This window comes from Gemmatimonadaceae bacterium, assembly GCA_036496605.1.
Lineage (GTDB): Bacteria > Gemmatimonadota > Gemmatimonadetes > Gemmatimonadales > Gemmatimonadaceae > AG2.
This window is the reverse complement of the sequence record DASXKV010000006.1, coordinates 78922-102387: the sequence shown is the minus strand read 5'-3', so window position 1 is coordinate 102387 and position 23466 is coordinate 78922. Positions and strand designations below refer to the sequence as shown.

18 protein-coding genes are annotated in these 23466 nt (G+C 64.8%); 13 read left to right on the top strand and 5 right to left on the bottom strand.

All coding sequences use genetic code 11. The annotated features are described in order from the left end of the window. Positions 1 to 31 precede the first annotated feature (31 nt). Together VGH98_03695 and VGH98_03690 are read left to right on the top strand one after the other, a co-directional pair. The gene (locus VGH98_03695) at positions 32 to 1351 is read left to right on the top strand and encodes a RagB/SusD family nutrient uptake outer membrane protein (GenBank protein HEY2375058.1); all 1320 of its coding nucleotides are present in this window, start codon (positions 32 to 34) and stop codon (positions 1349 to 1351) included. Between the two features lie 77 nt (positions 1352 to 1428). Beyond that, positions 1429 to 4713 carry a PDZ domain-containing protein gene (locus tag VGH98_03690; protein ID HEY2375057.1) on the top strand — a complete coding sequence of 1095 codons (3285 nt, stop codon included), beginning with the start codon at positions 1429 to 1431 and terminating at the stop codon, positions 4711 to 4713. A gap of 46 nt (positions 4714 to 4759) precedes the next feature. Here the strand turns inward: VGH98_03690 and VGH98_03685 are convergent, their stop codons facing one another. Together VGH98_03685 and VGH98_03680 are read right to left on the bottom strand one after the other, a co-directional pair. Continuing rightward, positions 4760 to 5851, bottom strand: a complete 1092-nt coding sequence (locus VGH98_03685; protein ID HEY2375056.1) for a succinylglutamate desuccinylase/aspartoacylase family protein — start codon at positions 5849 to 5851, stop codon at positions 4760 to 4762. A 40-nt stretch (positions 5852 to 5891) separates the two neighbouring features. Next, positions 5892 to 8090, bottom strand: a complete 2199-nt coding sequence (locus VGH98_03680; protein HEY2375055.1) for a serine/threonine-protein kinase — start codon at positions 8088 to 8090, stop codon at positions 5892 to 5894. A 100-nt stretch (positions 8091 to 8190) separates the two neighbouring features. Between VGH98_03680 and VGH98_03675 the strand changes: the two genes are divergently transcribed. The 6 genes from VGH98_03675 (at position 8191) to VGH98_03650 (ending at position 11922) form a co-directional block, all read left to right on the top strand. Beyond that, complete coding sequence (locus VGH98_03675) at positions 8191 to 9042, top strand: class I SAM-dependent methyltransferase (protein ID HEY2375054.1); 852 nt, start codon at positions 8191 to 8193, stop codon at positions 9040 to 9042. Between the two features lie 149 nt (positions 9043 to 9191). Then, entirely contained in the window at positions 9192 to 9464 is a 273-nt protein-coding gene (locus VGH98_03670; GenBank protein HEY2375053.1) for a hypothetical protein, read from the top strand. Positions 9465 to 9472: 8 nt separating this feature from the next. Continuing rightward, complete coding sequence (locus tag VGH98_03665) at positions 9473 to 9700, top strand: hypothetical protein (GenBank protein HEY2375052.1); 228 nt, start codon at positions 9473 to 9475, stop codon at positions 9698 to 9700. A gap of 24 nt (positions 9701 to 9724) precedes the next feature. Next, positions 9725 to 9895 carry a hypothetical protein gene (locus VGH98_03660; GenBank protein ID HEY2375051.1) on the top strand — a complete coding sequence of 57 codons (171 nt, stop codon included), beginning with the start codon at positions 9725 to 9727 and terminating at the stop codon, positions 9893 to 9895. A 14-nt stretch (positions 9896 to 9909) separates the two neighbouring features. Then, the gene (locus VGH98_03655; GenBank protein ID HEY2375050.1) at positions 9910 to 11112 is read left to right on the top strand and encodes a phosphatase domain-containing protein; all 1203 of its coding nucleotides are present in this window, start codon (positions 9910 to 9912) and stop codon (positions 11110 to 11112) included. A gap of 36 nt (positions 11113 to 11148) precedes the next feature. Next, the gene (locus VGH98_03650; protein ID HEY2375049.1) at positions 11149 to 11922 is read left to right on the top strand and encodes a DUF1080 domain-containing protein; all 774 of its coding nucleotides are present in this window, start codon (positions 11149 to 11151) and stop codon (positions 11920 to 11922) included. On the opposite strand, the gene VGH98_03645 is transcribed toward VGH98_03650, so the two are convergent. Both VGH98_03645 and VGH98_03640 read right to left on the bottom strand, forming a co-directional pair. Further along, positions 11919 to 12860 (bottom strand): diacylglycerol kinase family protein, encoded by a 942-nt coding sequence (locus VGH98_03645; GenBank protein HEY2375048.1) that lies wholly within the window; start codon positions 12858 to 12860, stop codon positions 11919 to 11921. The two genes, VGH98_03650 and VGH98_03645, sit on opposite strands and share 4 nt — an antisense overlap. 528 nt (positions 12861 to 13388) lie before the next feature. Beyond that, on the bottom strand, positions 13389 to 14117 hold the full coding sequence (locus VGH98_03640; protein HEY2375047.1) for a c-type cytochrome: 729 nt from the start codon (positions 14115 to 14117) through the stop codon (positions 13389 to 13391). Between the two features lie 176 nt (positions 14118 to 14293). Here VGH98_03640 and VGH98_03635 point away from each other — a divergent pair, with 176 nt between their 5' ends. Next, positions 14294 to 14566: a hypothetical protein gene (locus VGH98_03635; GenBank protein HEY2375046.1), complete on the top strand. Its 273-nt coding sequence runs from the start codon at positions 14294 to 14296 to the stop codon at positions 14564 to 14566. Positions 14567 to 14571: 5 nt separating this feature from the next. On the opposite strand, the gene VGH98_03630 is transcribed toward VGH98_03635, so the two are convergent. After that, positions 14572 to 15795, bottom strand: a complete 1224-nt coding sequence (locus tag VGH98_03630; GenBank protein ID HEY2375045.1) for an MFS transporter — start codon at positions 15793 to 15795, stop codon at positions 14572 to 14574. Between the two features lie 153 nt (positions 15796 to 15948). On the opposite strand from VGH98_03630, the gene VGH98_03625 reads away from it, so the two are divergent. The 4 genes from VGH98_03625 to VGH98_03610 all read left to right on the top strand — a co-directional run bounded on the left by VGH98_03625 (position 15949) and on the right by VGH98_03610 (position 23451). Then, positions 15949 to 18516 (top strand): ABC transporter permease, encoded by a 2568-nt coding sequence (locus tag VGH98_03625; protein ID HEY2375044.1) that lies wholly within the window; start codon positions 15949 to 15951, stop codon positions 18514 to 18516. A gap of 58 nt (positions 18517 to 18574) precedes the next feature. Then, positions 18575 to 19171, top strand: a complete 597-nt coding sequence (locus tag VGH98_03620) for a ferric reductase-like transmembrane domain-containing protein (protein HEY2375043.1) — start codon at positions 18575 to 18577, stop codon at positions 19169 to 19171. Between the two features lie 24 nt (positions 19172 to 19195). Continuing rightward, entirely contained in the window at positions 19196 to 19948 is a 753-nt protein-coding gene (gene map, locus VGH98_03615) for a type I methionyl aminopeptidase (GenBank protein HEY2375042.1), read from the top strand. A gap of 383 nt (positions 19949 to 20331) precedes the next feature. After that, entirely contained in the window at positions 20332 to 23451 is a 3120-nt protein-coding gene (locus VGH98_03610; protein HEY2375041.1) for a SusC/RagA family TonB-linked outer membrane protein, read from the top strand. Positions 23452 to 23466 lie beyond the last annotated feature (15 nt).

Below are 23466 nucleotides of genomic sequence, written 5' to 3'. Positions count from 1 at the left end.
CCGACACGACCGCCGAGCGGAGACCTCTCATATGATCTCGATTCACAAACGTGAAATGCGCGGTCTGGCGCGCGTCGTGAGCCTGACGCTGCTTGCGGCTGCCACCACCGTTGCCTGCACTGATGCGAGCCGCATCCTCAACCAGGAAGCGCCGAGCCGCGTCGATGCCGCCACTCTCGATAATCCCGTCTATGCGCAACTGCTCGTGAACGGCGCGATCGGTGACTTCGAGTGCTCCTTCGTTCAATACATCATCGCCGGCGGACTCGTCGGCGATGAGCTCATCGATTCCCAGCTCGCACAGGCCGGCTGGGACTACGATCGACGCACGATCTTCTCCGGCTCGATTCCATATTCGACCGGCTCGTGCAACAGCACGCAGACGCCGGGCCTCTATACGCCGCTATCGGTCGCGCGCTTCCAGGGCGATCATGCGCTCAAGCTACTCCAGGGCTGGACGGATGCGCAGGTGGCCAACCGTCAGAGCCTCATTGCGACGGCCGCGACGTACGCCGGCTACAGCCTCGTGCTCCTCGGCGAAGGGATGTGCAGCGCCGCAATCGATCAGGGTCCGGAGCTCTCGCGCGCACAGGTGGATAGCGAGGCGCTCAAGCGATTCGCGACCGCCATCACCGCGGCGACGGGGGCCAACAATACGACAATGCTCAACGCTGCGCACATCGGACGCGCGCGAGCCCTGCTCGACCTCGGGCAGGTAGCGGCAGCCGGAGCCGAGGCGGCGACGGTGCCGGACAGCTTTGCCCTGACTGCCAGCTACTCCAGCGCCGTCACGCGGCGCGAGAATCTCGTCTGGACGCAGATGTACCGCGGCTTCTACTCGTCGGTCGATCCGAGCTTCCGCAATCTGACGTGGCAGGGCGTCCCCGACCCGCGCGTCAAAGTCGTCGATGCCGGCATTAAGGGTCAGGACCAGGCCACCGAAGTCTTCCAGCAGACGAAGTATGGAAATATCGGAGCGCCGATTTCGATTGCCCGTTCGGCCGAGGCGCAGTTGATCAAGGCCGAAGCCGATAACGCGACGGGCACGCCTGCAGGCAACGCGTCCGCGGTGGCAGCGATCAATCTGCTGCACACGAAGGCGAACATTCCGCCATATGCGGGCGGCACACAGGCGGAGGTTCAGGCGCAGATCATCGAGGAGCGCCGTCGCGAGCTGTTCCTCGAGAGTCAGCGTCTCGGCGACCTCATTCGCTACAACCTGCAAGCGACACCGGTGAAAGGAACGCCCTTCTCGAAGGGCGGCGCCTACGGCCTCGACACCGGCATTCAACTCTGCTTCCCGCTTCCCGACGTCGAGCGGAACAACAATCCGAGCATCAGTCATCCGTAATCGTTCGCGTCGCCGTGGCGCACTGCTTCTGGACTGATCGACTACTCAATCACGTTTCAGCCTTTTCATCGTAGACCATGTCCGCCCGATTATTGCTTGCTATCGCTGCCGTCCTTGCGACGGCGGCGCCTCTGAGCGCTCAAGGCACTCGCCTCCTTCGTCACCCCGCCGTCAGCAAAGACCTCGTCGCCTTCGAGTACGCCGGCGACCTCTGGGTGGTGGGCCGTAACGGCGGCTCGGCGCGTCGTCTCACCGCCACGCCCGGCGTGGAGACCGATCCGCAGTTCTCGCCCGACGGATCGCTCATCGCCTACAGCGGCACGAGCGGCGGCAACACCGACGTCTATGTCATCCCTGCCGCCGGTGGCGACCCGAAGCGCCTAACGTATCATCCCGGCGTCGATCGTGCGCGCGGCTGGACGGCCGACAGCAAGCACGTGCTCTTCGCCTCCGAGCGGACGAGCGCGCCGCAGCAATCGTATTACCGGCTGTGGAGCATCTCGATCGATGGCGGACTTCCCGAGGTGCTACCGATGCCGCGCGCCTACTCGGGCACCTATTCGCCAGACGGCAAGCGCTTCGCGTACGAGGAGATCGGGACGCAGTTCATCCCCGAATGGTACGAGGCGAGCGAATGGCGGCACTATCGCGGCGGCCGCACGCATCCGATCTGGATCATCAGTCTCGCCGACTACTCGGTCGAGAAGCTCCCGCGCGCGAATAGCAACGACAGCGATCCGATGTGGATCGGCAACACCGTCTACTTCGTCTCCGATCGCAACTACACCGCGAACCTGTTTGCGTACAACCTCGATAGCAAAAAGACCGAGCAGCTCACGCACCACGACGATTACGACATTCAAAACGCGTCGGCCGGCCCCGATGCGATCGTCTATGAGCAGGCGGGCTACGTCCACCTGTTCGACGTGAAGACCGGTCAATCGCGAAAGCTCGAGATCGACGTCAAAGGCGACCTGCCCTGGGCGCGGCCGCAGATGAAGCACGTCGCGAGCATGATTCGGAGCGCGTCGCTATCGCCGACGGGAGTTCGCGCCGCCTTCGAGGCACGCGGCGACGTCTTTACGGTTCCCGCGACGCAAGGCGATTACCGAAATCTCACCCGAACGACCGGTGCGCACGAGCACAGTCCGGTGTGGTCACCTGATGGATCGCAGGTCGCCTGGCTGTCCGACGCGAGTGGTGAGTATCAGCTCATGATCGGCGATCAGCTGGGCCTCGCGAAGCCGCGCGTCGTGACGCTGCCGGGGAACGGCTACTACTCGTCGCCAACCTGGTCGCCCGACGGCAAGCACCTCCTCCTCGAGGACAATCACCTGACGCTGTGGACGCTCGACGTCGCGAGCGGCCGTGCGACGAAGATCGACAGCGATACGTACTTCGACCCGACGCGCGATATCGATATGGCGTGGTCGCCCGATTCGCGCTGGGTTGCGTATTCACGAAATATCGACAGCCACATGCGAGCAGTGTTCCTCTACTCGCTCGAGGAAGGGAAGCCGCATCAGATCACCGACGGCATGTCGGATGTCGTGTCGCCGGCGTTCGACGCCGGCGGGAAGTACCTCTACTTCCTCGCCAGCACCGACTACGGTCCACGAACGAGCTGGCTGGAAATGAGCTCGCTCGATCGGCCGGCAAGACGCTCGATCTATCTCGCGGTGCTCTCGGCGAGCGAGCCATCACCGCTACTCCCCGAGGCGGGCGACGAGCCCATCGCCGCGGCGGCAGCCGTCGTCGCGCTCGCGTCCAAGCCGCGCGCCGACACGACCGCGTCACAGGTTCGCATCGATCTCGACGGCATCGCGCAACGGATTCTCCCGATCGGTGTCCCCGCCGGTGACTACAGTGATCTGAGCGCGGCCACGGCCGGCAGTTTCCTTTACATGGACGCCATGCCTAACGCTGGCGGCGCGGCGCGATTGGAGCGCTACCAGATCAAGGAGCGCTCGGCGACGCCAATCCTCGAAGGCATTCGCTCCTACACGCTCTCCGGCGACCGAAAGAAGCTGCTCTATCAAGCGGCGCGCGGTGCGCCGGAAAGCCGCTGGGGTATCGTCGCCGCCGATAAGCCCGCGAAAGTTGGCGAGGGCGCAATCAACGTCGGCCAGCTCGAGATGCTGGTCGATCCGCGAGCCGAGTGGCCGGAGATCTTCAAGGAAACGTGGCGCACCCAGCGCGATTACTTCTACGACGCGAAGATGCATGGCGCGAACTGGCAGGCAGTGTACGACAAGTACGCTCCATTTCTGCCGTTCGTCGGCCATCGCTCGGACCTTGGCTACATCATCGCGCTCACCGGCGGCGAGCTCACCGTTGGCCACTCGTACCTGAGCGGTCCCGGCGATGAGCCCGAGGAACAGCCGGAGTCGGTGGGCTTGTTAGGCGCCGACTTCGCGATCGAGAACGGGCGGTATCGCATCACGCACATTTACAGCGGCGAGAACTGGAATCCGGATCTGCGCGCGCCCCTCAGCGCGCCGGGCATTCGCGTGGCCGAGGGCGATTACATCCTCGAGGTGAATGGGCGTCCGCTCACGCCGCCGACGAACCTCTACAGCGTGTTCCTAGGAACGGCAGGCCATCAAACCGAGATTCGCGTCGGGAAGTCGCCGACGGGTGACGACTCGCGCGTCGTGACGGTCGTGCCGGTGGCGAGCGAGGAAGGCCTGCGCACGCGTGCCTGGGTCGAGGCGAATCGCCGCAAGGTCGATCAGCTCTCCGGTGGACGGCTGGCCTACGTATGGCTACCGAACACCGCAGGCGGCGGGTACACGTCGTTCACGCGTTACTTCTATGCGCAGCAGGAGAAGGAAGGGGCGGTGATCGACGAGCGCTACAACCACGGCGGCATGGTCGCGGACTATATCGTCAATGAGCTCGAGCGCAAACCGATGGGCTATTTCGCGACGCGCGAGGGCAAGGTATCCACGACGCCGATTGCCGGCATCTACGGTCCGAAGGTGATGCTGATCAACGAATCGGCCGGCTCGGGCGGTGACGCGCTGCCGTACATGTTCCACCAGCGGCAGATCGGCCCGCTCATCGGCACGCGCACCTGGGGCGGGCTCGTTGGCACGTTAGGCGTTCCGCAAACGATCGACGGCGGCGGCATCACCGCGCCGGGTTTAGCATTCTATGATCTGCAGGGGAAGTGGGCGATCGAGAACGAGGGTGTCCCGCCGGACGTCGACGTCGAATACACGCCCGCTGATGTCATCAAGGGGCACGATCCGCAGCTCGAGCGCGCGGTGCAGGAAGCCCTGACAATCCTCAAGACGAAGCCGGCCTTGAGAGTTGCACGTCCAGCGCCGATTGATAGAACGTCTCGCAAAAACCCCTAGACCAAGGACGCTAGATCCTTCGCTTCGCTCAGGATGACAAAACAAATCAGCGAGGCGTAGGAGCTTTCCACGGGGCAGGGCGCTCGAGCACCGGGAGAATGTTTACGAGAGTGGCGTGCGCCCACATCGATGGCACGCCTCGAATGAACGTCACCAGGCCGTCGATCGGTGAGCGCACCTCACCTGTCTTCCGGCCGAGAAAATCGGTCGTGTAGCCCAGCAGCTGGCCCTTCTTCACCCGCGTGTCGCGATCCACCGAGGCGATGAACACGCCCGCGCTCTCCGCCGCGAGGCGGGCGCCGGCGCCATCCAGCCACACCGGCCGCCTGACGGGCGTGTAGCGGCGATCGATCATCTTCAGCGCCGCGAGCACGTTGAGCGAACCCTCAACGAGGGCGCTAATGTCACCCGGCGCGACGACGCCGCTTCGTCCGGCTTCGGCGACGAGCACCGTCTTGCCCCGCACCAGCGCTTGCCCGGATAACGACCGCCCCGCGTTAGGCGCCGACGGATCCACGTCGGTGACGATCACGTGATCGAGTCCGAATGCCATGATGAGCTTGAGACCGGCCGAGTCCTGCGCCGTCTTGCCCCCGCGGAACCAGTAGCTGTACGGGCGGAGGTTCTCGTCGAGATCACCGCCATGCAGGTCGACGACGACATCCGCCGGCGCGACGACCTGGCTCGTCATCAACGCCAACGCGCGTTGCGTCTGCGTCCCGCTCGCGTCGCCCGGATACGAGCTGTTCATCCCTTTGCGATCGATGGGATTCACGTGCGGTGTCATCTGCGTCCACGACGCGATGTTGATGATCGGCACCACAATTACCGTGCCGGCGAGCTTCGCTGCATCAATGCGCGGAATCAGTCGCTGCATCGCGACGATCGAGCTGTACTCGGTACCGTGGCTCCCGGCAACGAACGCGACGACCGGTCCCGGTCGGGCGCCATGAATCACGGCGACGGGAATGTCGAGCGCCGAGTCGGAGCCCGCGGGCACGGCGATCACTCCCGTCGCAGTCGTACCGCGCTGCGCCGTCGCGCTACCAACGCTGAAGGCAGACGATTGCTGCTGCTGCGAAAGGGCCGTGTTGGCCGATAGAGCCGCAACAGCGAACATGACATGAACGATCTTCATGAGAGGATCCGGATAACGGTTTCGAGCCACCGCCGTTCAACTATCGAGAGACCTGCTTCGGCCCCCAGTTTACCTGATTCAAATCTTGCAGGAGCCGATCGACGAGCGGCTGGAGTCCCGCAAGCAGATCTGCTCGGGCGAACCGCGCTTCCAAAGTCGGGAACGTTTTATCTTCAGACATATCGCGCGTCGAGAGCCGCACCGACACCGAATCACCTCGAGCGCGATACAATCCGCCCGCCACGAGGACGCCGACGCCTAACCGCGCGCCCGCCGCACGCCGTTCCATGATATCCCGCGTCGCCCGCGCCCCCGAGTCGGTCACCACCTCGGCGCCAAGCCGCTTCGCGACCACTGCGCGTAACGAATCCGAGAGCTGCCGCGCCAGGACGCCAATCGAATCACTTCCCGTCTGGTTCTCGAGGTCGAACACGAGCACCCGCTTCGGATCCGCGCGCGACCGCCAGCTCACGCGCTCCAGCGCGCGCGACACGTCACGCACGATTCCGAGCGCGTCCTGCGGCTTATCGAGGTCCGTCGCGGCGCGGTCCGACATCGGATAATTGCGCCACACGTCGACCACGATCGACTGCGCGACAATCTCGTCCGCCCGCATTGAGAGAATGCTCATCGCGATCGCGCCGATGCCGAGGCTGTCCGCGATCCGCCGCTGCGCACCGAGATCGTTCTGCGCCATCAAGCGCACCAGCTCCGCGTCCGTGGCCGGCGTGTAGCCCTGGGCGACGAGCGCCTTCCGCAGCGAATCCTCGAGCGCCCGCGCCGTGGGAGCGACCGCGGGCCGCTGCGTCACGTCGCGCACGGGCAGAATCGCGACGCGGCGCGGACGCGCAAAGATGGGCTTCGGCACCGGTGAGGGCTTTGGCGTCACGCGGGAACTGGTCCGCGTTCCTCCCGCGAAATGCGGCGCCTGGGTTGCCGCTGGCGGGGCAGGCGCTGTCTGGCTGCCTGCTTGCCCCTTCCCCTGACCAGCCTCGCGAATTGCGGAGTCCGTGTACGCGCGGACGAGCGTCCGCCGCAGCGAGTCGAGGCCAGCGGCGTTAGGCGGCGCCGCATTGAGCCGCGCCTTCGCCATCAGCGCTCGCACTGCCTCGGCAATCCGCAACGAGTCGTCGTGCGTCAACGCGGAAGTGGGTACGGAGACGTTCGCGTGATTTGCTGCCGCCGAATCCGCAGGCGGCTTATTCGGCGCCAGCGACGCGGAGCCGCGCGCACCGCGAGCCAATACCACCGCCGTTGCAACGACGACGAGCGCTGCTGCGCCCGCGACGATAATCGCGAGATGTCTCGATCGCGGCGCGGCCGACCTGACGTTCGTTGCGCCGCTCGCCTGGGCAACCGGTGGATCCGCCGTCGACGAGCCCGTCGAGACTGGCGTCGCGAACGCCTCCAAGTCCGCGAGCGCTGCCGCGGCCGTCGCCGGGCGGTCGTCGGGATGCTTCGCGAGCAGCCGCATAACGAGTGACGCCAGCACGGGTGGCACGCCGGGACACGCCTCCTCGAGCGGCGTCGGCATCCGCGTGAGCTGCGCCGCCATCGTCGCCTGGGGTGAGCGCTCGCTGAACGGCTGCACACCGGTCAACAGCTCGTAGGCCAGCAATCCCACCGCATACAGGTCCATGCGGTGATCTGCGCTCGGATCAGCCGCGAGCTGCTCCGGCGCCATGTACGCCGGTGTGCCGATCGCGATCCCGACCGAGGTCGTCCCCGAGTGGGGCATCGATGCCGACAACGCCTTCGCGACGCCGAAATCCGTCACCAGTGAATGCGATCCGTGGTGAAGGATATTCCCAGGCTTGATGTCGCGATGGATCACGCCCCGCCGGTGCGCATATGCCAACGCGTCCAGCACGTCATGCAGGACGCGCGTGACGGTACGCGCCGAGAACTTGCCCACGTGGATGAGCGAATCGCGGAGCGAGACGCCTTCGACGAAGGGCATCGTGTACCACAGCAGATCCCCGTGCTCACCTGCGCTCAGCACGGGAACGATGTGTGGGTGCTGGAGTTGAGCCGCGAGCATGATCTCCCGACGAAAGCGCTCGCGATTCACGCCTGCGCCCAGCTCCGGCTTCAGGACTTTGACGACGACGGCTCTACCCAGCGCGCGCTCGGTAGCGACGAACACGCGACTCATCCCCCCACCGGTCAACTCACGCTGGATCGTGTAGGCGGAGGCGAGGGCGTCCTGGAGCTGTTCGGCGAAAGAGTCTGTGTCCACTGGAAGTCACCGGCAGGGACGGACGAAATTACGGCGAAGCTCAGCCCGCAGGTAGCGGCGCCGTCCCCGTTTCATACCTGTTCGACACATCGAATCTCCGATGCGCAAGTCCAGTCGTACAGCCATCGGCGTCGCGGCACTCCGCGCGGCGCATCAGCTCGTCGACGCCGAGCCTCGCGTCCTCGACGACCCGGTCATCCTTCGCCTCTTGGGGATCGAGACGCTGGACACGATCCGCGAGGACCGCGAGCGCTATCAGACGCCCGGCGCGCTCGCGCTCCGCGCCCACGTCGTGATGCGCAGCCGGTACGCGGAGGACCGCCTGGCGCAAGCGATCGCCCGTGGCGTGACGCAGTACGTCATCCTCGGCGCCGGCCTCGATACCTTCGCTTACCGACAGCCGGCGTGGGCGCGCAACCTTCGCATCGTCGAGATCGACCGCGCACCGATGCAGCGCGAGAAGCGCGAACGTCTCTCGCTCGCCCAGGTCTTCGTTCCCGACAACGTCGCCTTCGGCGCCATCGACTTCGAGTCCGAGTCGCTGCGTGATGGGCTCACTCGTTATGACGTGGATGTGCAGCAACCGACTTTCTTCTCGTGGCTCGGCGTCACGATGTATCTCACGGAGAACGCGGTCATGTCGGTGCTCGGCGACGTCGCGAGCTACGCGCCCGGAAGCGAGATCGTGTTCACCTTCGCCCGGGTGAGCTCTGACGGCGCTGTCGATGACGTCACGGCGCGCCTTGCGGAGATGGCGGCGTCGGTCGGAGAGCCGTGGCGAACGTATTTCGATCCGGACCAATTATCCGAGAAGCTGCGCGCGGTTGGTTTCAACAGTGTCGAGCTGCTCACGCCCGACGAGGCCGCAAGGCGCTACTTCACGGGTCGGACGGACGCACTGCCGCCGCCGCGTTGGAGCTCGATTGTGAGCGCCATCGTTGGTGGTTCGTAGTTGGTGGGATTGGTGGTTGGTGATTGGTGATTGGTGAATTCGGAGTCCCGCGAGCTACGCTCGCGGGACATTCCTTGTCTACCAATGACCAACTACCACCCACCAACCACCGCCGTTGCACTCTCACGAAAACGAGCTAATACTGGGATATGAGTCGTGCCTTCGTGAACGAGGACGCCGGCGCTGGCGGCCCGAAGCGTCGTTACGCGCTTCCGTCGCGCGACGATCCCGGCTATGACGGGGCCGCGGCGGAAACTCTTCTCGAGGCCGCGCGCGAAGGCGAAACCCAGAGCGCCGAGGAAGCAACCGGATATTACTGGGGCGAGCGGCGGCTGCATAGCCACGTGCGCAGGATTCTCGAACGCGCCGTGCGGGAGGGGGATGATCGCCTCGCCCAGCTCGCAGCGCGCTTCCTTCGTTAGGCAGTGTGATGATCCGACACGTCGGCGTCGAAGCAGTCGGCGACATCTCCCGTCGCGATCTGGCGCGCTTTAAGCTCGCCCTGCGTGATCTGCGCACCCTTGGCCCCGTGCTCGAGTGGCTGCGCGCGCAGGATCCGCCACGCATAGCGACCGAGATCGTCACGCAGGACGAGTACACGCACGACGTAATCGTGCCGTGGACGGAGTGGCTCGTCCTCGTGTTCGACGCAACGTGAGTTGGTGCGATCACGGCGGTCGCCGTGTGGAATCACGAGCCGTCGGCTCGCGAGCTGCTCGATCGCCGCCTCGCGCGCGGCTGGAGGCCGACGCCTTCGCGGCTCAAGACCGGTGACCGCGTCCTCGGCTACGCCGGTTGCGTGGTCACCGGTATGCCGCATCGCGACAGCGGCGGCCTGGGTGCCGTGCGTTGAGCATCTTATAATCGATGCCGAGCTGGCGTGACTTGAGCGCGCTCGTCGCGGAGCTCGCGGGAGACGCGAAGCGCGCCTACGATCGCGCACTCGGCAAGACGGGGGCCTACCACGTCGTCGGCTACCGAGGCTACGCGACGACCGAGCGCGCGCTCGTCCTCGGCCGCGTCCTCGAGCACACGCGCATCGCGAGCGCCGAGGCGTCGCACGCGCGGTGGAGGAATCTGCTGGCGATGTTGCAGCGCATCGATTCCGGTCCACTGCCGTTCGCGAAGGTTCAGGCCCGCATCGGTGGTTGCGAGACGCACCTCGTCGCCGACGACGAGGGATTTCTCCGTCGTTGGGTGGAGACGGACGAAAATCTCCGCGCCGGCGAGTGGCACACCGTACACCTCGACGTCGTTGCTGGACCGGAGACGCCCGTTGCCGCGGCGGCCCACGTTCCCGCAAAGGTGCTCGTGCCGTCGTCGCGCGCGCAGTTGGGCGTCATCAGCGACATGGACGACACCGTGCTCCAGTCGGAGATCACCAGCTTCGTTCGGGCTGCTCGCTTGATGCTGCTCGAGAACGCGCGCACGCGGCTGCCATTCCCTGGCGTCGCGGCATTCTATCGCGCGTTGGCGCGCGGCACGGCGAGCGCACCGATGAATCCGATTTTTTACGTCTCGAGCAGCCCGTGGAATCTGCACGACGTGATCACGGACTTTCTCGACGCGCAGCAGATTCCGGTGGGGCCAATGCTGCTGCGTGATTGGGACATCGCCCGCGACATGCTCCGCACGCGCGAGTACAAACTGGCGCAGATCCGTGAAATTCTCGGGACATATCCCGCGCTGCCATTCGTACTCGTCGGCGACAGCGGGCAGGAGGATCCCGAGATTTACCGAACGCTCGTGAGCGAATTCCCGGGCCGGATCCTCGCCATTTATATCCGCAATGTCTCACCGCATCCCGAGCGTTCGACGTCGATTCGGGCGCTCGCCGAAGAGGTGAGCGCGGCCGGGTCGACGCTTCTCCTCGCCGACGACACACTCGCCGCTGCGCGCCACTCGGCGGCGCACGGTTGGATTAGTGAAGACTCATTGCACGAGATCGAGCTCGAGAAGCGTGACGACGAGGGACGGACGGGGGCGAAGGTGCCAACGCCGGGCGTGGACGCGGAGGAGGCGCCGACGCTCGTCGTCGATCCCGAGGTCAAGCGTCGCGACGTGGAGTAGCGCGACAACTGGGCCCCAGCGAGAATAGAGATTACGATGCCTCGCCCCATCACCTTCGCCATCGCATTCGTCATGGCAACGATCGAGTCGTTACCAGCGGCGGCGCAGTCGCCGACCGAATATCCCATTCATTCGATGACGCGTCCGCAACCGACCGTCGTCGATCCCGGACCGTATCCCGGGCTGCGGAAGCCACCGTCCGACGCGGTCGTGCTCTTCGATGGGCGCTCGCTCGACGGCTGGCAGTCAGCCGACTCGAGCGGTCACCCTGCGCGCTGGAAGGTCGCGGACGGCTACATGGAAGTCGTCGCAGGCGCCGGGAACATCGCGACCACGCGCGGCTTCGGCGACGTTCAGCTCCACGTCGAATTCATGGAGCCCGTGCCTGCTCACGGTGAAGGCCAGGAGCGCGGCAACAGTGGCGTTTTTCTCATGGGGATTTACGAAGTCCAGGTACTCGATTCGTATCAGAATCCGACCTACGCCGATGGTGCCGTCGGGGCGATCTACGGGCAATATCCGCCGCTCGTGAACGCGAGCCGTCCGCCAGGCGAGTGGCAGACGTACGACATCGTATTCCACCGTCCCCGCTTCGCCGCCAACGGCAACCTAACGAGTCCGGCGCGGATGACGATTCTCTTCAACGGCATTTTGATTCAGGACAATGCCGTGCTCACCGGCCCCACCGCGCACAAGCAACGCCCGCCGTATGCGAAGCATCCCGATCTGTTGCCGCTGATTCTCCAAGATCACGGGGACCTGGTGCGGTTCAGGAATATCTGGGTGCGCGAGCTGTCAGGCGGTAGTTAGGCGACGATGGACAGCGCGCGCGGCAACACCCGGACCTCGAATATCCTTCCCTGCGCGAGGAGCTCGCCATCGGCCACGAACGCGTCCTCACGACCCGTCTCGATCGTCGCTTCCGTCGCGCGAATCGATTCCAGCACGCCCGGTGGAATCGGCGATCCTGCGCTCAACCGCGCGAAGTTGAGCATCAACGAATGTCTCGCCCGCGCCGGCACGTAACAAATCTCGAGCACGCCGTCCGCGGGATCGGCCTTCACCGGCAGCACGAGGCCGCCGCCTAACGTGCTGTGATTCGTGACGAACAGCGCCGATGCACGCGTCTCGAACAAGTGCGGCTCGCCGCTCTCGGGGTCGCGATAGGCGATGCGCAGGTGGTCGTCGAGCGACCAGGGTGAAAGGAGTGCCGTGGTCGCCGAGAGCCGATAGACGTGTCCGCCGAGCCAGTCCGCCATCCGCCGCGCCGACTGCGATCGCTGCTTGAAGCGCGTCACTGCCAGCGCCGCCCGCGCTACCAGCGCCAATCCACCGACGCTGCAGAACACGCGGTCGCCGATCGCGATGACGTCGATGTGGCGGGCTTCGCCCTCGGCGATGCGCCGTGCCGCGTGCGCGATCGATCGCGGAACGCCGTACTCGCGCGCCAGATCGTTGGCGCTGCCGAGCGGCAGGATGCCTAACGCGGTCTGCGTGCCGGCGAGGCCTTGGGCGACGGCATTGATTGTTCCGTCGCCGCCAGCCGCGACCACCACGGCGATTCCCTCGTCGGCCGCCTTGCGCGCGAGCACTGTCGTCTCTCGCGCATCCCGCGGCTCGACCAGCTCGGTCGCGTAACGACACGCCAGTTCGGCGATCGCGATCTCACGCCACTCGGCGGCGCCGGCCAGGCGCGCCCGAGGATTGGCAAGGATGAGCGCTCGGTTGTTAGGCAATTTGTCGGGCATGGGCCGCAAACCTACGCACCCTAGCCCCTATTCCCCTAGCCCCTACGCCCTCTATACATGCGAAACCCCGCGACATCGGCACGCCGATAATCGCGGGGCTTCATCCGCTGGCAGGATTCGATCGATTGACTCGGCGCCACTTCGTGCGTGGCCTGATCGACTTCCCTTTCCCTTGTCGTACGGTCTCGACTCAGGTGCCCTTGTACGGAGAGCTATCAGTTGTGGCCAGCGACCTCACAACCATCTCGACGATGCCGAACTACCGGCGAGCTGTCCTCGGATGGCGTCCCACCGAAGACCGTCACGTCCGGGTATTGACCGATCTCCCGAACGCGTCGCCAAGATGAGACTGGAGCGAGAAGTCGTCAATCGGGAACGTTTCCCGAAGGTAGCGAACTGGTGAATCGTGGTCGTTGGTAATTGGTGATCGGGTTGTTGGTAATTGGTGATTGGTCGTTCGTTTTCCACTAACTACCAACAACCAATCACCACTCACCAACACCAATCAACAATCCACCACCACCAACCTCAGGTCGCCCCAAGCTCGATTAGTCTCTGCTTCGCGCGCGCATTGTTAGGCTGCTTCTCCAACACCGCGCGATAGCGACTGATCGCCTTGTCCTTTTCGCCGCGCTGCAGGTGCAACTCCGCGATCATGAAATCGATCTCGGCTGCTTGCGGATAGAATTCCTGGTTCAGCTCGAGCATCGCGATCGCCTCCATCGTCTTTCCGCGTTCGCCCAGCGTTCGCGCGAGCTCGTTCATCGACCATTCGCCGAAGTCAAACGTTCCCTGCGTCATCGTGTTCTGGCGAAGCCGGCGATACTGCGCGACCGCGGAGTCGGTCCCCGTCGACTCGATAGTTGCCGTCAGCGTCGACGCGAGCGTCGCCGGCTTCGAGAGTCCGCGATGACAGGTCACGCACGCGACGCGCACCGGTGGCGTGCTCCGATTCGGAAGGCCCGCGAGCAACTGATTGTTGATCGTGTCGGCCATGTGCAGCATGTACCGCGCTTTGCGCTTCGCCACCTTCTCGTCTGACTTGAACTCGACTCCCTCGAAGGAGATGCCGTCGCCGCCCGCGTGGCAGTACTGACAGCGTACGCCGAGAGCGAAGGAGAACCCGCGCATGATCTGGATGAGCGTGTCACGCGGAATGTCTTTCGGGAAATATTGAAGATTCTCGAACGTCGCGGGGAGCTGGGCTGTGAGAGTTGCAGGCGACGCCAGGAGCAGTGCGAGAAAACAAAGGCGCATGATCGGACCGTCCGTTAGGGAGCTCGAGTCCGAGCATGCTACTGTTCGCGATTGCCCCGAGAGAGGCTGAAGGGGCGAGCGGGATTTTCGGCCTGGTGCGCGGCAATCGGTGACGACTGTTGCCTTTTCGCGGTCCGAGCGTCAGTCCACGTTACGACATCCCATCACACGACCAAATGCAGACTTACATCTATTATGTGGCCGAGAAGGTGCCCGGGGCGCTCGAGATGCAGCGCTTCGCTCATCCCATCCATGTCGGGCTCGTGACGGCGGAGAATCATGTCGATGCCTACACGAGCGTGCTCGAGAATCTCCGGCCCACATTTGCCGACGAGCCACAGCCGCTCGAGGTGCGATTCGAGGTCGTGATGCCGCCGCGCGCCGGCGAAGGCGTGTGGCGTCACGGCAAGCCGATCGACACCGATATCACTTTCGGCGCGGAGGACTGAGAGGGTCAGGTCTCCATCTCGAGTTCCGGCTGCGGGCTCGCGGGCTTGCGCGAGCCCATGTAGTCCTCCAGCGGGGCGGTAATCAGCAGCGTCGCAGCGACCAGCACGGCGGCCAGGGCGTACGGCGATCCGGTGCCGAATCGGTCCATCATAAATCCAGTGAGCATCGGGAAAATGACGCGCGACACGCCGCCATAGGTCTGCTGCACACCCATGTGCAGCCCCCGCTCCCTGCTCGGCACGACGCGCGACAGCAGCGCCGTTATGCACGGGAAGAGAAACGCCGTGCCCAGCGGCATGAGCGTGATGGCGATGAATGTCGTTAGGTACGAATGTGCGACGGCGATGACGCCGAGGCCTGCTGCGAGCAGAACGATCCCCAGCCGTGCCAGGCGCGCCTCACCCAGCTTCTTCACCGCGAACCCGAGCACGCCCGCGCGAACGAGCACTCCCATTGCGCCGAAGTACGTGATGAACAGGCCCACGTTCCGTTCGGTGACATTCAGCCGATCGGCGAAGAGCAGAGACAGGAGCGGGGCGGTACCATAGAATCCACCGATCGCGATGGCGTAGATCCAGATCAGTCGCGGCGCCGGGTCGCCGGGATGCACGATGACCCGTCCGAGCACGCTACCTTCCGCGCCTAACGACCTGACGGGTAGCGCATGCTCCGTCGTCGTTCGCATCCCCGCCGATTCGCGCAGGTATTTCCACGCAAAGAGCGAGCTGAGGATACAAAATCCCGCGGCGCCGAATCCAGGCCCGCGGTGTCCCCACCAATCCACGAAGAGCGATCCGAGTACCGGCCCGACGACGGCGCCCCCGCTCGTCGCCGCCGAGAGCCAACCAAGGCCTTTGGCGCGATCGTCGGGATGACTCGCGTCGGCGACGTACGCCTGGAGGACGCCGACCGTCCCCCCGCCTACGCCCTGCACGACTCGCGAGACCAAGAGCACCCAGATCGTGCCGGCAAGACCGAACACCACGTACGCGGCGGCCGAAATGAGTAAACCCGAAATCACGGCCGGACGGCGGCCGAACGTATCCGAGATCCGCCCCCAGGTCGGCGCGCTCACGAGCTGGGCGACCGAGAACGTGGAGATGAGAAGCCCCACGACGAAGCCCGTCGCACCCATGCTCGCCGCATAAAAAGGCAGGAGCGGGAGGACCATGGCGAAGCCGACCATGTCGACGAACGCCGTGATCATGAGTACGATCAGCTTGCCCATCGATGGCCTCGCGGGATGGTGTCCGGCGGCGCACCAACATACGCGTCCTAAAGCGTTTGCGACATAATGGCGTGTGCGACCGCGAAACTATCGGAGGCGGCAAGCAACCTAGAGGGGTAGACTAGTGACGAATTGAAAGTCCCTCCCCCACCAATGTCAGCCTTCCTGCAAGATCTCCAGTACGGCCTGCGCAAGCTGCGCACATCACCAGGTTTCACACTCGTCGCCGTCCTCACGCTGGCGATCGGCATCGGCGCCAACACGGTGATGTTCGGCATCGTCGACGCGATTCTCTTCCGTCCGCCCGCGGGCGTGGTGGACGCATCACACCTGATGCGCGTCGAGCTCGAGCTGCAGTTGCCGAACGGACCGCCAACAATGACGGGCGTCCTGTCATATCCCGACTTCGTCAACGTTCGCGATCGCGCGAAGGGATTCGCCCACGCGGCCGCATTCGCGCGCACGAGCATCGAAGTGGGACGTGGTGATCAAGCCCGGAGCGAGCCAGTCATGCTCGCGTCGGGCGATTACTTCGCCACGCTCGGCACGCGCGCGGCCGTCGGTCGCACGATCACCGTCGACGACGATCGCGAGAGCGCTGCGATTCCGGTCGCGATGCTCGGCTGGGAATATTTCCAGCGCGCGTATTCGGGCGACCCGCGCGTCATTGGTCAATCGATCGTGCTCAACGGCCACTCGTTCACGATCATCGGCGTCGCGCCGAAGAGCTTCACCGGCATCGACGCGGGCGCGCCGTCGCTCTGGGTGCCACTCGGTACCGCCACCGATCTCGGGTATGACGACCGCATGGTCCGGTCGCGCTTCGCGTCGTGGTTGAGCGTGATCGGCCGTCTGGCGCCTAACGCGATACGTGAGCAGGCGCAGGCGTCGGTGCAGGCAGCGCTCCTCGCCGCGCGCGACGAGGGCGCCGATCTCCCGCCGACCGGACTCGGGCCCGGAGGCGGCATGCCGTCGGGGAGCGAGGTGCGCGTGCAGATTGGCGGACCGGGTGGCGGTCGCGGCGGGGCGGCGGCTCCGCCTCCGCCGCGTCGTGTCAGCCTGACGAAGGTCGCGGGGGCCGGGAATGCGGCGCGGCCCGGACGCGGCGCCGGACGTCGCTCGATGCCCGTCTCGCTCTGGTTCCTCGCGATCACCGGGACGGTCCTGCTCATTGCCTGCGCGAACGTTGCGAATCTACTCCTCGTCCGCGCCGCGAATCGTTCTCATGAGATTGCGGTCCGGTTGTCGTTAGGCGCGACACGGGAGCGGCTCGCCCGGCAGCTTCTCACCGAAAGTCTCCTCCTCGCTGCGTTAGGCGGTGCGGCGGCGGTTGGGGTCGCGATCGCGGGCGCGGCGCTCCTCCCCGCGATGTTGCCGTTGCCGCCGATGCCCTCCGTGGTGGACGACCGCGCGCTGCTCTTCACCGCCGCCGTTGCCGCGGTCACGACGCTGGCGTTCGGTCTCGCTCCGGCCTGGCGAGCGACTCGCCAGCAACTCTATTCGGTGCTCGGCGTGGCGAGCCGAGCGCGGGCCGGACGGTCCATCGGGCGCGACGCGCTCGTTGTCGTGCAGCTCGGCGCGTCGCTCGCGCTCCTCGTCGCCGCCGGTCTCTTCGTGCGCAGCCTGCGCAATGTGAAGGCTGTCGACACCGGCTTCGCCGCCGACCGGCTCCTGCTCGCCAGCGCCGACGTCCGCGGCGCCCGTTTCACCCGCGAGCAGGCGATCGACTATTGGAACCGAGCGCTGGCGCGCGTCAAGACGCTGCCCGGGGTGCGCAGCGCCGCGTTAGGCGCGGCGATGCCTTTCGAGATGAACATTACCTTCGGCGTCGACATCCCGAGCGCTCCGTCGCCGGACGGCCGTCCGCGGCCGACATCGGCGGATTTCGTCGATCCCGACTTCTTCGCGACCGCGGGCATCCCCATCGTTCAAGGCCGCGCCTTCAACGCCGACGATCGCGAGTCGGGCGCACCCGTCGCCATCGTGAATCAAACCTTCGTGCGGCGCTATCTGCACGGCGTGAATCCACTCTCGGCGTGTATCAACGACGGGCCCGGTGCTCGCGGTGGCAGCTGCTCGCAAATCGTCGGAGTGGTCGCGGACGCTCATTATGGCGACGTGACACGCGATCCCGATCCGTTCATGTACCGGCCGATCGCACAGCGCGGCCCGGAGATGCCGCCGCTGACGATGATGTACGTGCGCACGACCGAGGAGCCTGCGCCCGTGGCCGGCACGTTGCGCCGGGAACTGCAGTCGCTCGACGCGCGCGTCGCCTTCGCGACCGTGCGTCCGATGACGGCGATGATCGAGCCACAGCTCGCGCCATGGCGGATCGGCACGTTCATCTTCATGCTGTTCGGTGTGATCGGCGCGCTCCTCGCGGCGGTTGGACTGTATGGCGTCGTGTCATTCGTTGTGGCGCAGCGCACGCGGGAGTTCGGCGTGCGTCTCGCGCTCGGTGCGCAGACGGACGACGTCTTCCGTCTCGTACTCAGCCATGGGGCGCGCCTCGTGGGCGTCGGTCTGATCGCGGGCGCCATCGTCGCCGCTCTGTCGACGCGCCTGTTCGTCTCACTGATGTTCGGCGTGAGCGCACTCGACCCGTTCGTCTACGTTGTCATGGCGCTTCTGCTCGCCGTGGTCGCGCTGGTGGCGTCGTACGTGCCGGCGCTTCGGGCGACGAGAGTGGATCCGATAGAGGCGCTGCGGACTGAATAAACAACGCGAGTGAGGCGCGACTGCGCCCTTCAGCGGCTGCGCTCTTAGATTTTCCAGAATGTCTGCCCTCGAATTATCGAGCGACGTCGGCATCGTCGCCGTCATCGTCATCTCGTGCAACATCCTCCTCGGTCTCCTCATGGGTGTGAAGTACAACCCATGGAAACGGTGGCCACACAAGCGAATCAATTATTTCAAGATTCATAACTGGACCGGCTACACCGCACTGACGCTGTCGGTGCTGCATGTCGTGCTGTTGCTCGCGTCGACCGAGGCCAAGTTCCGCTTCGTCGACGTGCTGTATCCGATGGTTGGACCGAAGCAGCAGGTCATCAACACCCTTGGTGCCGCGGCGTTGTACGTGCTGATCGTCGTCGTCGTGACGTCGTACTATCGCGCGGCCATCGGACACGACCGGTGGCGGATCATCCACTACGGCACGTACCTCACGGCCGCGCTATTCTTCGTTCATGGCATCTGGTCGGATCCGTCGCTGAAGGACAATCCGATCGATTATCTCGACGCGGAGAAGGTCGCGATCGAGCTCAGTCTGCTCGTGATCGTCGTCGCATCGTTCTTTCGTTGGCGGTTCGCGCTGCGCAAACGCCGCTCGTTAGGTGTGAGACACAGACCGTATTTGAGCGCTAGCCCGTAGCCCCTATTCCCTAGCCCTCGTCGCGTGACCGTTTCCTCGAAGTCTGATCTGGCCGGCCTCGAGCGCGTTGGCGCCCTCGTGGCGCGGGCGCTGCGCGAGATGGAGCACGCGACGCGACCTGGCCTCTCGACCGCGCAGCTCGACGCCATTGGTGCTGCCTTTCTGCGCCGGCATGACGCCCGCTCGGCGCCGCAGCTCAGCTACGACTTCCCCGGCTTCAGCTGCATCAGCGTCAACGAGCAGATCGTTCACGGCGTGCCGGGGCCGCGTGTGCTCGCGCCGGGCGACGTCGTCAAGATCGACGTCACCGCGGAGCTCGACGGCTTCGTTGCCGATGCGGCGATCACGGTCACGATTCCCCCCGTGACGGCGGAAGCGCGCAAGCTCCGGAAGTGTGCGCAGCGCGCGTTCGCGCGGGCGATGACCGTGGCGCGCGCGGGAAATCCGATTCGTGAGATCGGGCGCGTCGTGGAGGACGAGGTGAAGCGCCACGATTTCGCCGTGGTGCGCGAGATGTGCGGCCACGGCGTCGGCCGTTCGATCCACGAATCGCCATCGGTGCCTAACTATGACAGCCTGATGACGCGTGGGACGTTGACCGAAGGCATGGTGCTCGCCATCGAGCCGATTATCTGTGCCCGCCCCGCGCGCGTCGTGGAAGAGCCGGATGGCTGGACGCTCCGCACGCATAACCGCTGCCTCGCGGCGCATTACGAGCACACAGTCGTGATTCGCGACGGAGAGCCGCTGCTGATCACCCAACTGCCGGCAGCCTGACACTTGGGTTCGTCTAGCGATCCACCGTGCTGCTAGTCGAACGCGAGACGAGCCAAGACGGCGCGTTGCCGCTGTGAAGCGGAAGAGAAGCGCAGCCGGTGCGACGCCTCATGATGTAAAGCCAGGCTGCTGTCCGCAGTGGCGCCCTTCGCTGTTCCCAACTGTGACGCCAGGCCGGTATACCGGAGTTACTGCTTATCTGCATTTGTCTGAACATTCTTATGGGCCCACCGCCCCAGCAACTTTTCCACCTTGCGGCGCGCGCGGCTGCAGTTCACTCTTGCAGTCTCCACATTGCGCGGATCTTCGGCCGTTTCTGAAGGCGAAGCCGCATCCACGCCTACCTGCCTAACCAGTCTCATTCCCAAGCAGAGGCACACAACATGTCATTCGCAGGTCTCACTCGCTCGGGCCCAGGCCTGAGGCTCGGTGCGCGCGCGCTCGCCGCGCGTGCCGCTGCCGTCGCCATCGCGGTGGCGCTCCTCGCCGTCCCGCGCAGCGCGCGGGCGCAGGAGGGGGTTATCGCCGGCACGGTCATCACTCAATCCGGTGCCCGCCCACTCCCCGGCGTGCAGGTCGCGGTACTGGACCAGGCCGGGAAGGGCGCTGTCACCGACGCCTCCGGTCGATTCCGCATCACTGGGGTCACGGGATCGCAGGTTGTCGTGAATGCTCGCATGATCGGCTATCGCGCCATCACGCAGACGGTCAGCGTCGGCACGACAAACCTGCAATTCGCGATGTCGGAGCGGGCGCTGGAGCTCGATCAGGTCATCGTCACCGGCACCGCGGGCGGAGAGCAAAAGCGCGCGCTTGGCGCGTCGGTCTCGAAGGTGGACGTCGCTGACGTCGTGGCCAAGCAAGCGGTCCCCTCAGTGGACGCGCTGCTGAATGGCCGTGCTGCGGGTGTCATGGTGTTGCCGGGCACCGGCATGGTGGGCGCCGGCGCGAAGGTGCGCATCCGCGGCATCGGCAGCTTCTCGCTCTCAGCCGACCCGCTGATCTATGTCGACGGCGTGCGCGTCGACAACCAGACGAGCACTGGTATTTCCATTCAGGCCTTCAGCTCCGGTGTCATCTCCCGCCTTAATGACTTTGATCCCGATCAGATCGAGAGCATCGAGGTCTTGAAGGGTCCCGCCGCGGCGACGCTCTACGGAACCGAAGCGGCGCGCGGAGTCATCAACATCATCACGAAAAAGGGCACCACCGGCGGCACGACGTACAACTTCACCGTCACCGGTGGCCAGAACGTGTTTCAGAACGCAGCCGGCCGAATCGCCACGAACTGGTGCCACGTCGACACGCCCGCGGGTGGCGGAACGCCGACGTGTGACGCGAACGGCACCGGACCGCTGCTCGGACTCAACACCGTGCGGCGCCAGGACTCGCTTGGGGCGCCGATCTTCCGCCGTGGCGGTCTTCGGAATTATGACGCGAACGTCAGCGGCGGCACGGGTCCGTTCACGTATTTCGCAGCCGGCGCGTTCACCGATAATCAGGGCGTCGATCCTGGAAACGAGCAACGGAAGCAGAGCTTCCGCACGAACCTGTCGATCACGCCTAACGACAAGGTCAACCTCCAGACTAACTTCGGCTACGTCAACGGTCATACGACGATCACTTGCGAGGCAGGCTGCGGCGGATTGATGTGGGACTCGGAGTACTCGAACCCGGCGAATCTGCCGCAATTCTGCGACCCGGGAGACACCCCGTGTACGTGGGTGCAAGGCTTCAATGGTGCACCGCCTGCCGCCGACGAGGTGCAGCACGATTGGCAGGATCTCAACCGCATCACCGCCAGCGCGACGATCAACTACAACCCGTTCTCTTGGTTCACGAACCGCTTGGCGATCGGTACCGACGTGACGCAGGAAGGGAATGTCGAGTACGTGCCCTATCTCACGAATGACACGCTCGCCAATTTCTGGGGTGCTTCCGCGCAGGGCTATCGCTATCGGCTGAACCATCAGGCGACGTTCAACACCTACGACTACGTCGGCAGCGCGAATCTCAAGTTGCGGTCGTATCTGAACTCAAAGACCTCGTTCGGCGTCCAGTACTACACGCAACACAACGACTCGCTCTCGGCTGAAGGCGACTACTTCCCGGCACCGGGCCTCCAAACGCTGAGCTCTGCGGGTACGCCCGTGCCGTCGGTCGAGAACTTCACCGAGAACAACACCCTTGGCTACTATGGCCAGGAGGAGTTCGCGTACAACGATCGCCTGTACCTCACCGGCGCCGTGCGCGTGGATAACAACAGCTCCTTCGGCAGCCAGGTGCACTGGGTCACGTATCCGAAAGTCAGCGTCTCCTATGTCGCGAGCGATGAGCCGGCCATCCAGCAGCATCTGCCTTCGTGGCTCAATAGCCTGCGGCTACGTGGCGCGTACGGAGGCTCGGGTCAACAGCCGCTGCTGAATACGGCACTCCGGACGCTCGCGCCCGCGGCGGGTCCACTCGGGAGGAGCATCCTGACCCCGTCGACGCTCGGCAATCCGGATCTCAAGCCGGAGCGCGTGCTCGGCACCGAGGTCGGTTTCGAGACGTCGATGTTCCATGATCGCTTCGGAATCGACTTCACCTACTTCCACGACGATTCGCGCGACGCAATTCTCTCGCGCGGTGTCGCTCCGGGCACGGGCTTCGGCCTCAATAATCAGTACTTCAACGCCGGCGAGATCGTGAAGCATGGCGTCGAGGCGCTGTTCAAGGCGTCGGTCATGCAACGGCGGAACTTCGCCTGGGACATGAATGTCAACATGTCCACGCAGAATGCGAAGATCATTCGCCTCAACGGAAGAGACACCGTCATCGATTTCGGCAATTACGCGCACCGCGTCGGCCACTCGCCGTTCGATTGGTTCTCATACAGGGTGGTGGGCGCGACGGGCACATACGACGCCGCGACGAACACTGTAAGTGTGCCGCAGGCGAGCATCATGTGCGACAACGGGCACGGCGGTGCGACGAATTGCTACAGTCCCACCGGTCAGCTCATCGCGCCGAAGGTCTATCAGGGCCATACAACGCCGACGTTCGAGGGCTCCTGGTCCAACACCCTCACGATCTTCAAGAATTTCCGACTGTCAGCGATGCTCGATGCGGCGAGCGGCTACAAGCGCCTCGACAATAACATTCGCATACGCTGCCAGATCTTCGACACGTGCCTGCAGTACGTCCAGCCGCAGAACACCGATCCGAAGCTGCTCGCGCAGTTCTTCAGCGGCGGCCCGCTGCGTAACTTCACGATCAACGACGCCTCGTACATAAAGTTCCGCGAGCTGTCGCTGTCGTATGATGTCCCGATGAACATTGCTGCGCGCGCTGGCGCTCGTAACGCGACGCTGACTGCGTCGGTTCGCAATCTCGGCATGTGGACCAACTATACGGGTTATGATCCCGAGAGCCAGTTCGTCGCCGGCAACCCGGCGCAAGTCGACCAGGCGGAGCTGCCGCAGCTCCTCACCTATGCCCTCACGATTCGCCTGAGCTACTGAGCATGTCGGAGTGCT

Coding starts and splice junctions, on each gene's coding strand:
- VGH98_03695 (HEY2375058.1), top strand. CDS start 32: ATGATCTCGATTCACAAACGTGAAATGCGCGGTCTGGCGCGCGTCGTG.
- VGH98_03690 (HEY2375057.1), top strand. CDS start 1,429: ATGTCCGCCCGATTATTGCTTGCTATCGCTGCCGTCCTTGCGACGGCG.
- VGH98_03685 (HEY2375056.1), bottom strand. CDS start 5,851: ATGAAGATCGTTCATGTCATGTTCGCTGTTGCGGCTCTATCGGCCAAC.
- VGH98_03675 (HEY2375054.1), top strand. CDS start 8,191: ATGCGCAAGTCCAGTCGTACAGCCATCGGCGTCGCGGCACTCCGCGCG.
- VGH98_03670 (HEY2375053.1), top strand. CDS start 9,192: ATGAGTCGTGCCTTCGTGAACGAGGACGCCGGCGCTGGCGGCCCGAAG.
- VGH98_03665 (HEY2375052.1), top strand. CDS start 9,473: ATGATCCGACACGTCGGCGTCGAAGCAGTCGGCGACATCTCCCGTCGC.
- VGH98_03655 (HEY2375050.1), top strand. CDS start 9,910: ATGCCGAGCTGGCGTGACTTGAGCGCGCTCGTCGCGGAGCTCGCGGGA.
- VGH98_03650 (HEY2375049.1), top strand. CDS start 11,149: ATGCCTCGCCCCATCACCTTCGCCATCGCATTCGTCATGGCAACGATC.
- VGH98_03645 (HEY2375048.1), bottom strand. CDS start 12,860: ATGCCCGACAAATTGCCTAACAACCGAGCGCTCATCCTTGCCAATCCT.
- VGH98_03640 (HEY2375047.1), bottom strand. CDS start 14,117: ATGCGCCTTTGTTTTCTCGCACTGCTCCTGGCGTCGCCTGCAACTCTC.
- VGH98_03635 (HEY2375046.1), top strand. CDS start 14,294: ATGCAGACTTACATCTATTATGTGGCCGAGAAGGTGCCCGGGGCGCTC.
- VGH98_03630 (HEY2375045.1), bottom strand. CDS start 15,795: ATGGGCAAGCTGATCGTACTCATGATCACGGCGTTCGTCGACATGGTC.
- VGH98_03625 (HEY2375044.1), top strand. CDS start 15,949: ATGTCAGCCTTCCTGCAAGATCTCCAGTACGGCCTGCGCAAGCTGCGC.
- VGH98_03620 (HEY2375043.1), top strand. CDS start 18,575: ATGTCTGCCCTCGAATTATCGAGCGACGTCGGCATCGTCGCCGTCATC.
- VGH98_03610 (HEY2375041.1), top strand. CDS start 20,332: ATGTCATTCGCAGGTCTCACTCGCTCGGGCCCAGGCCTGAGGCTCGGT.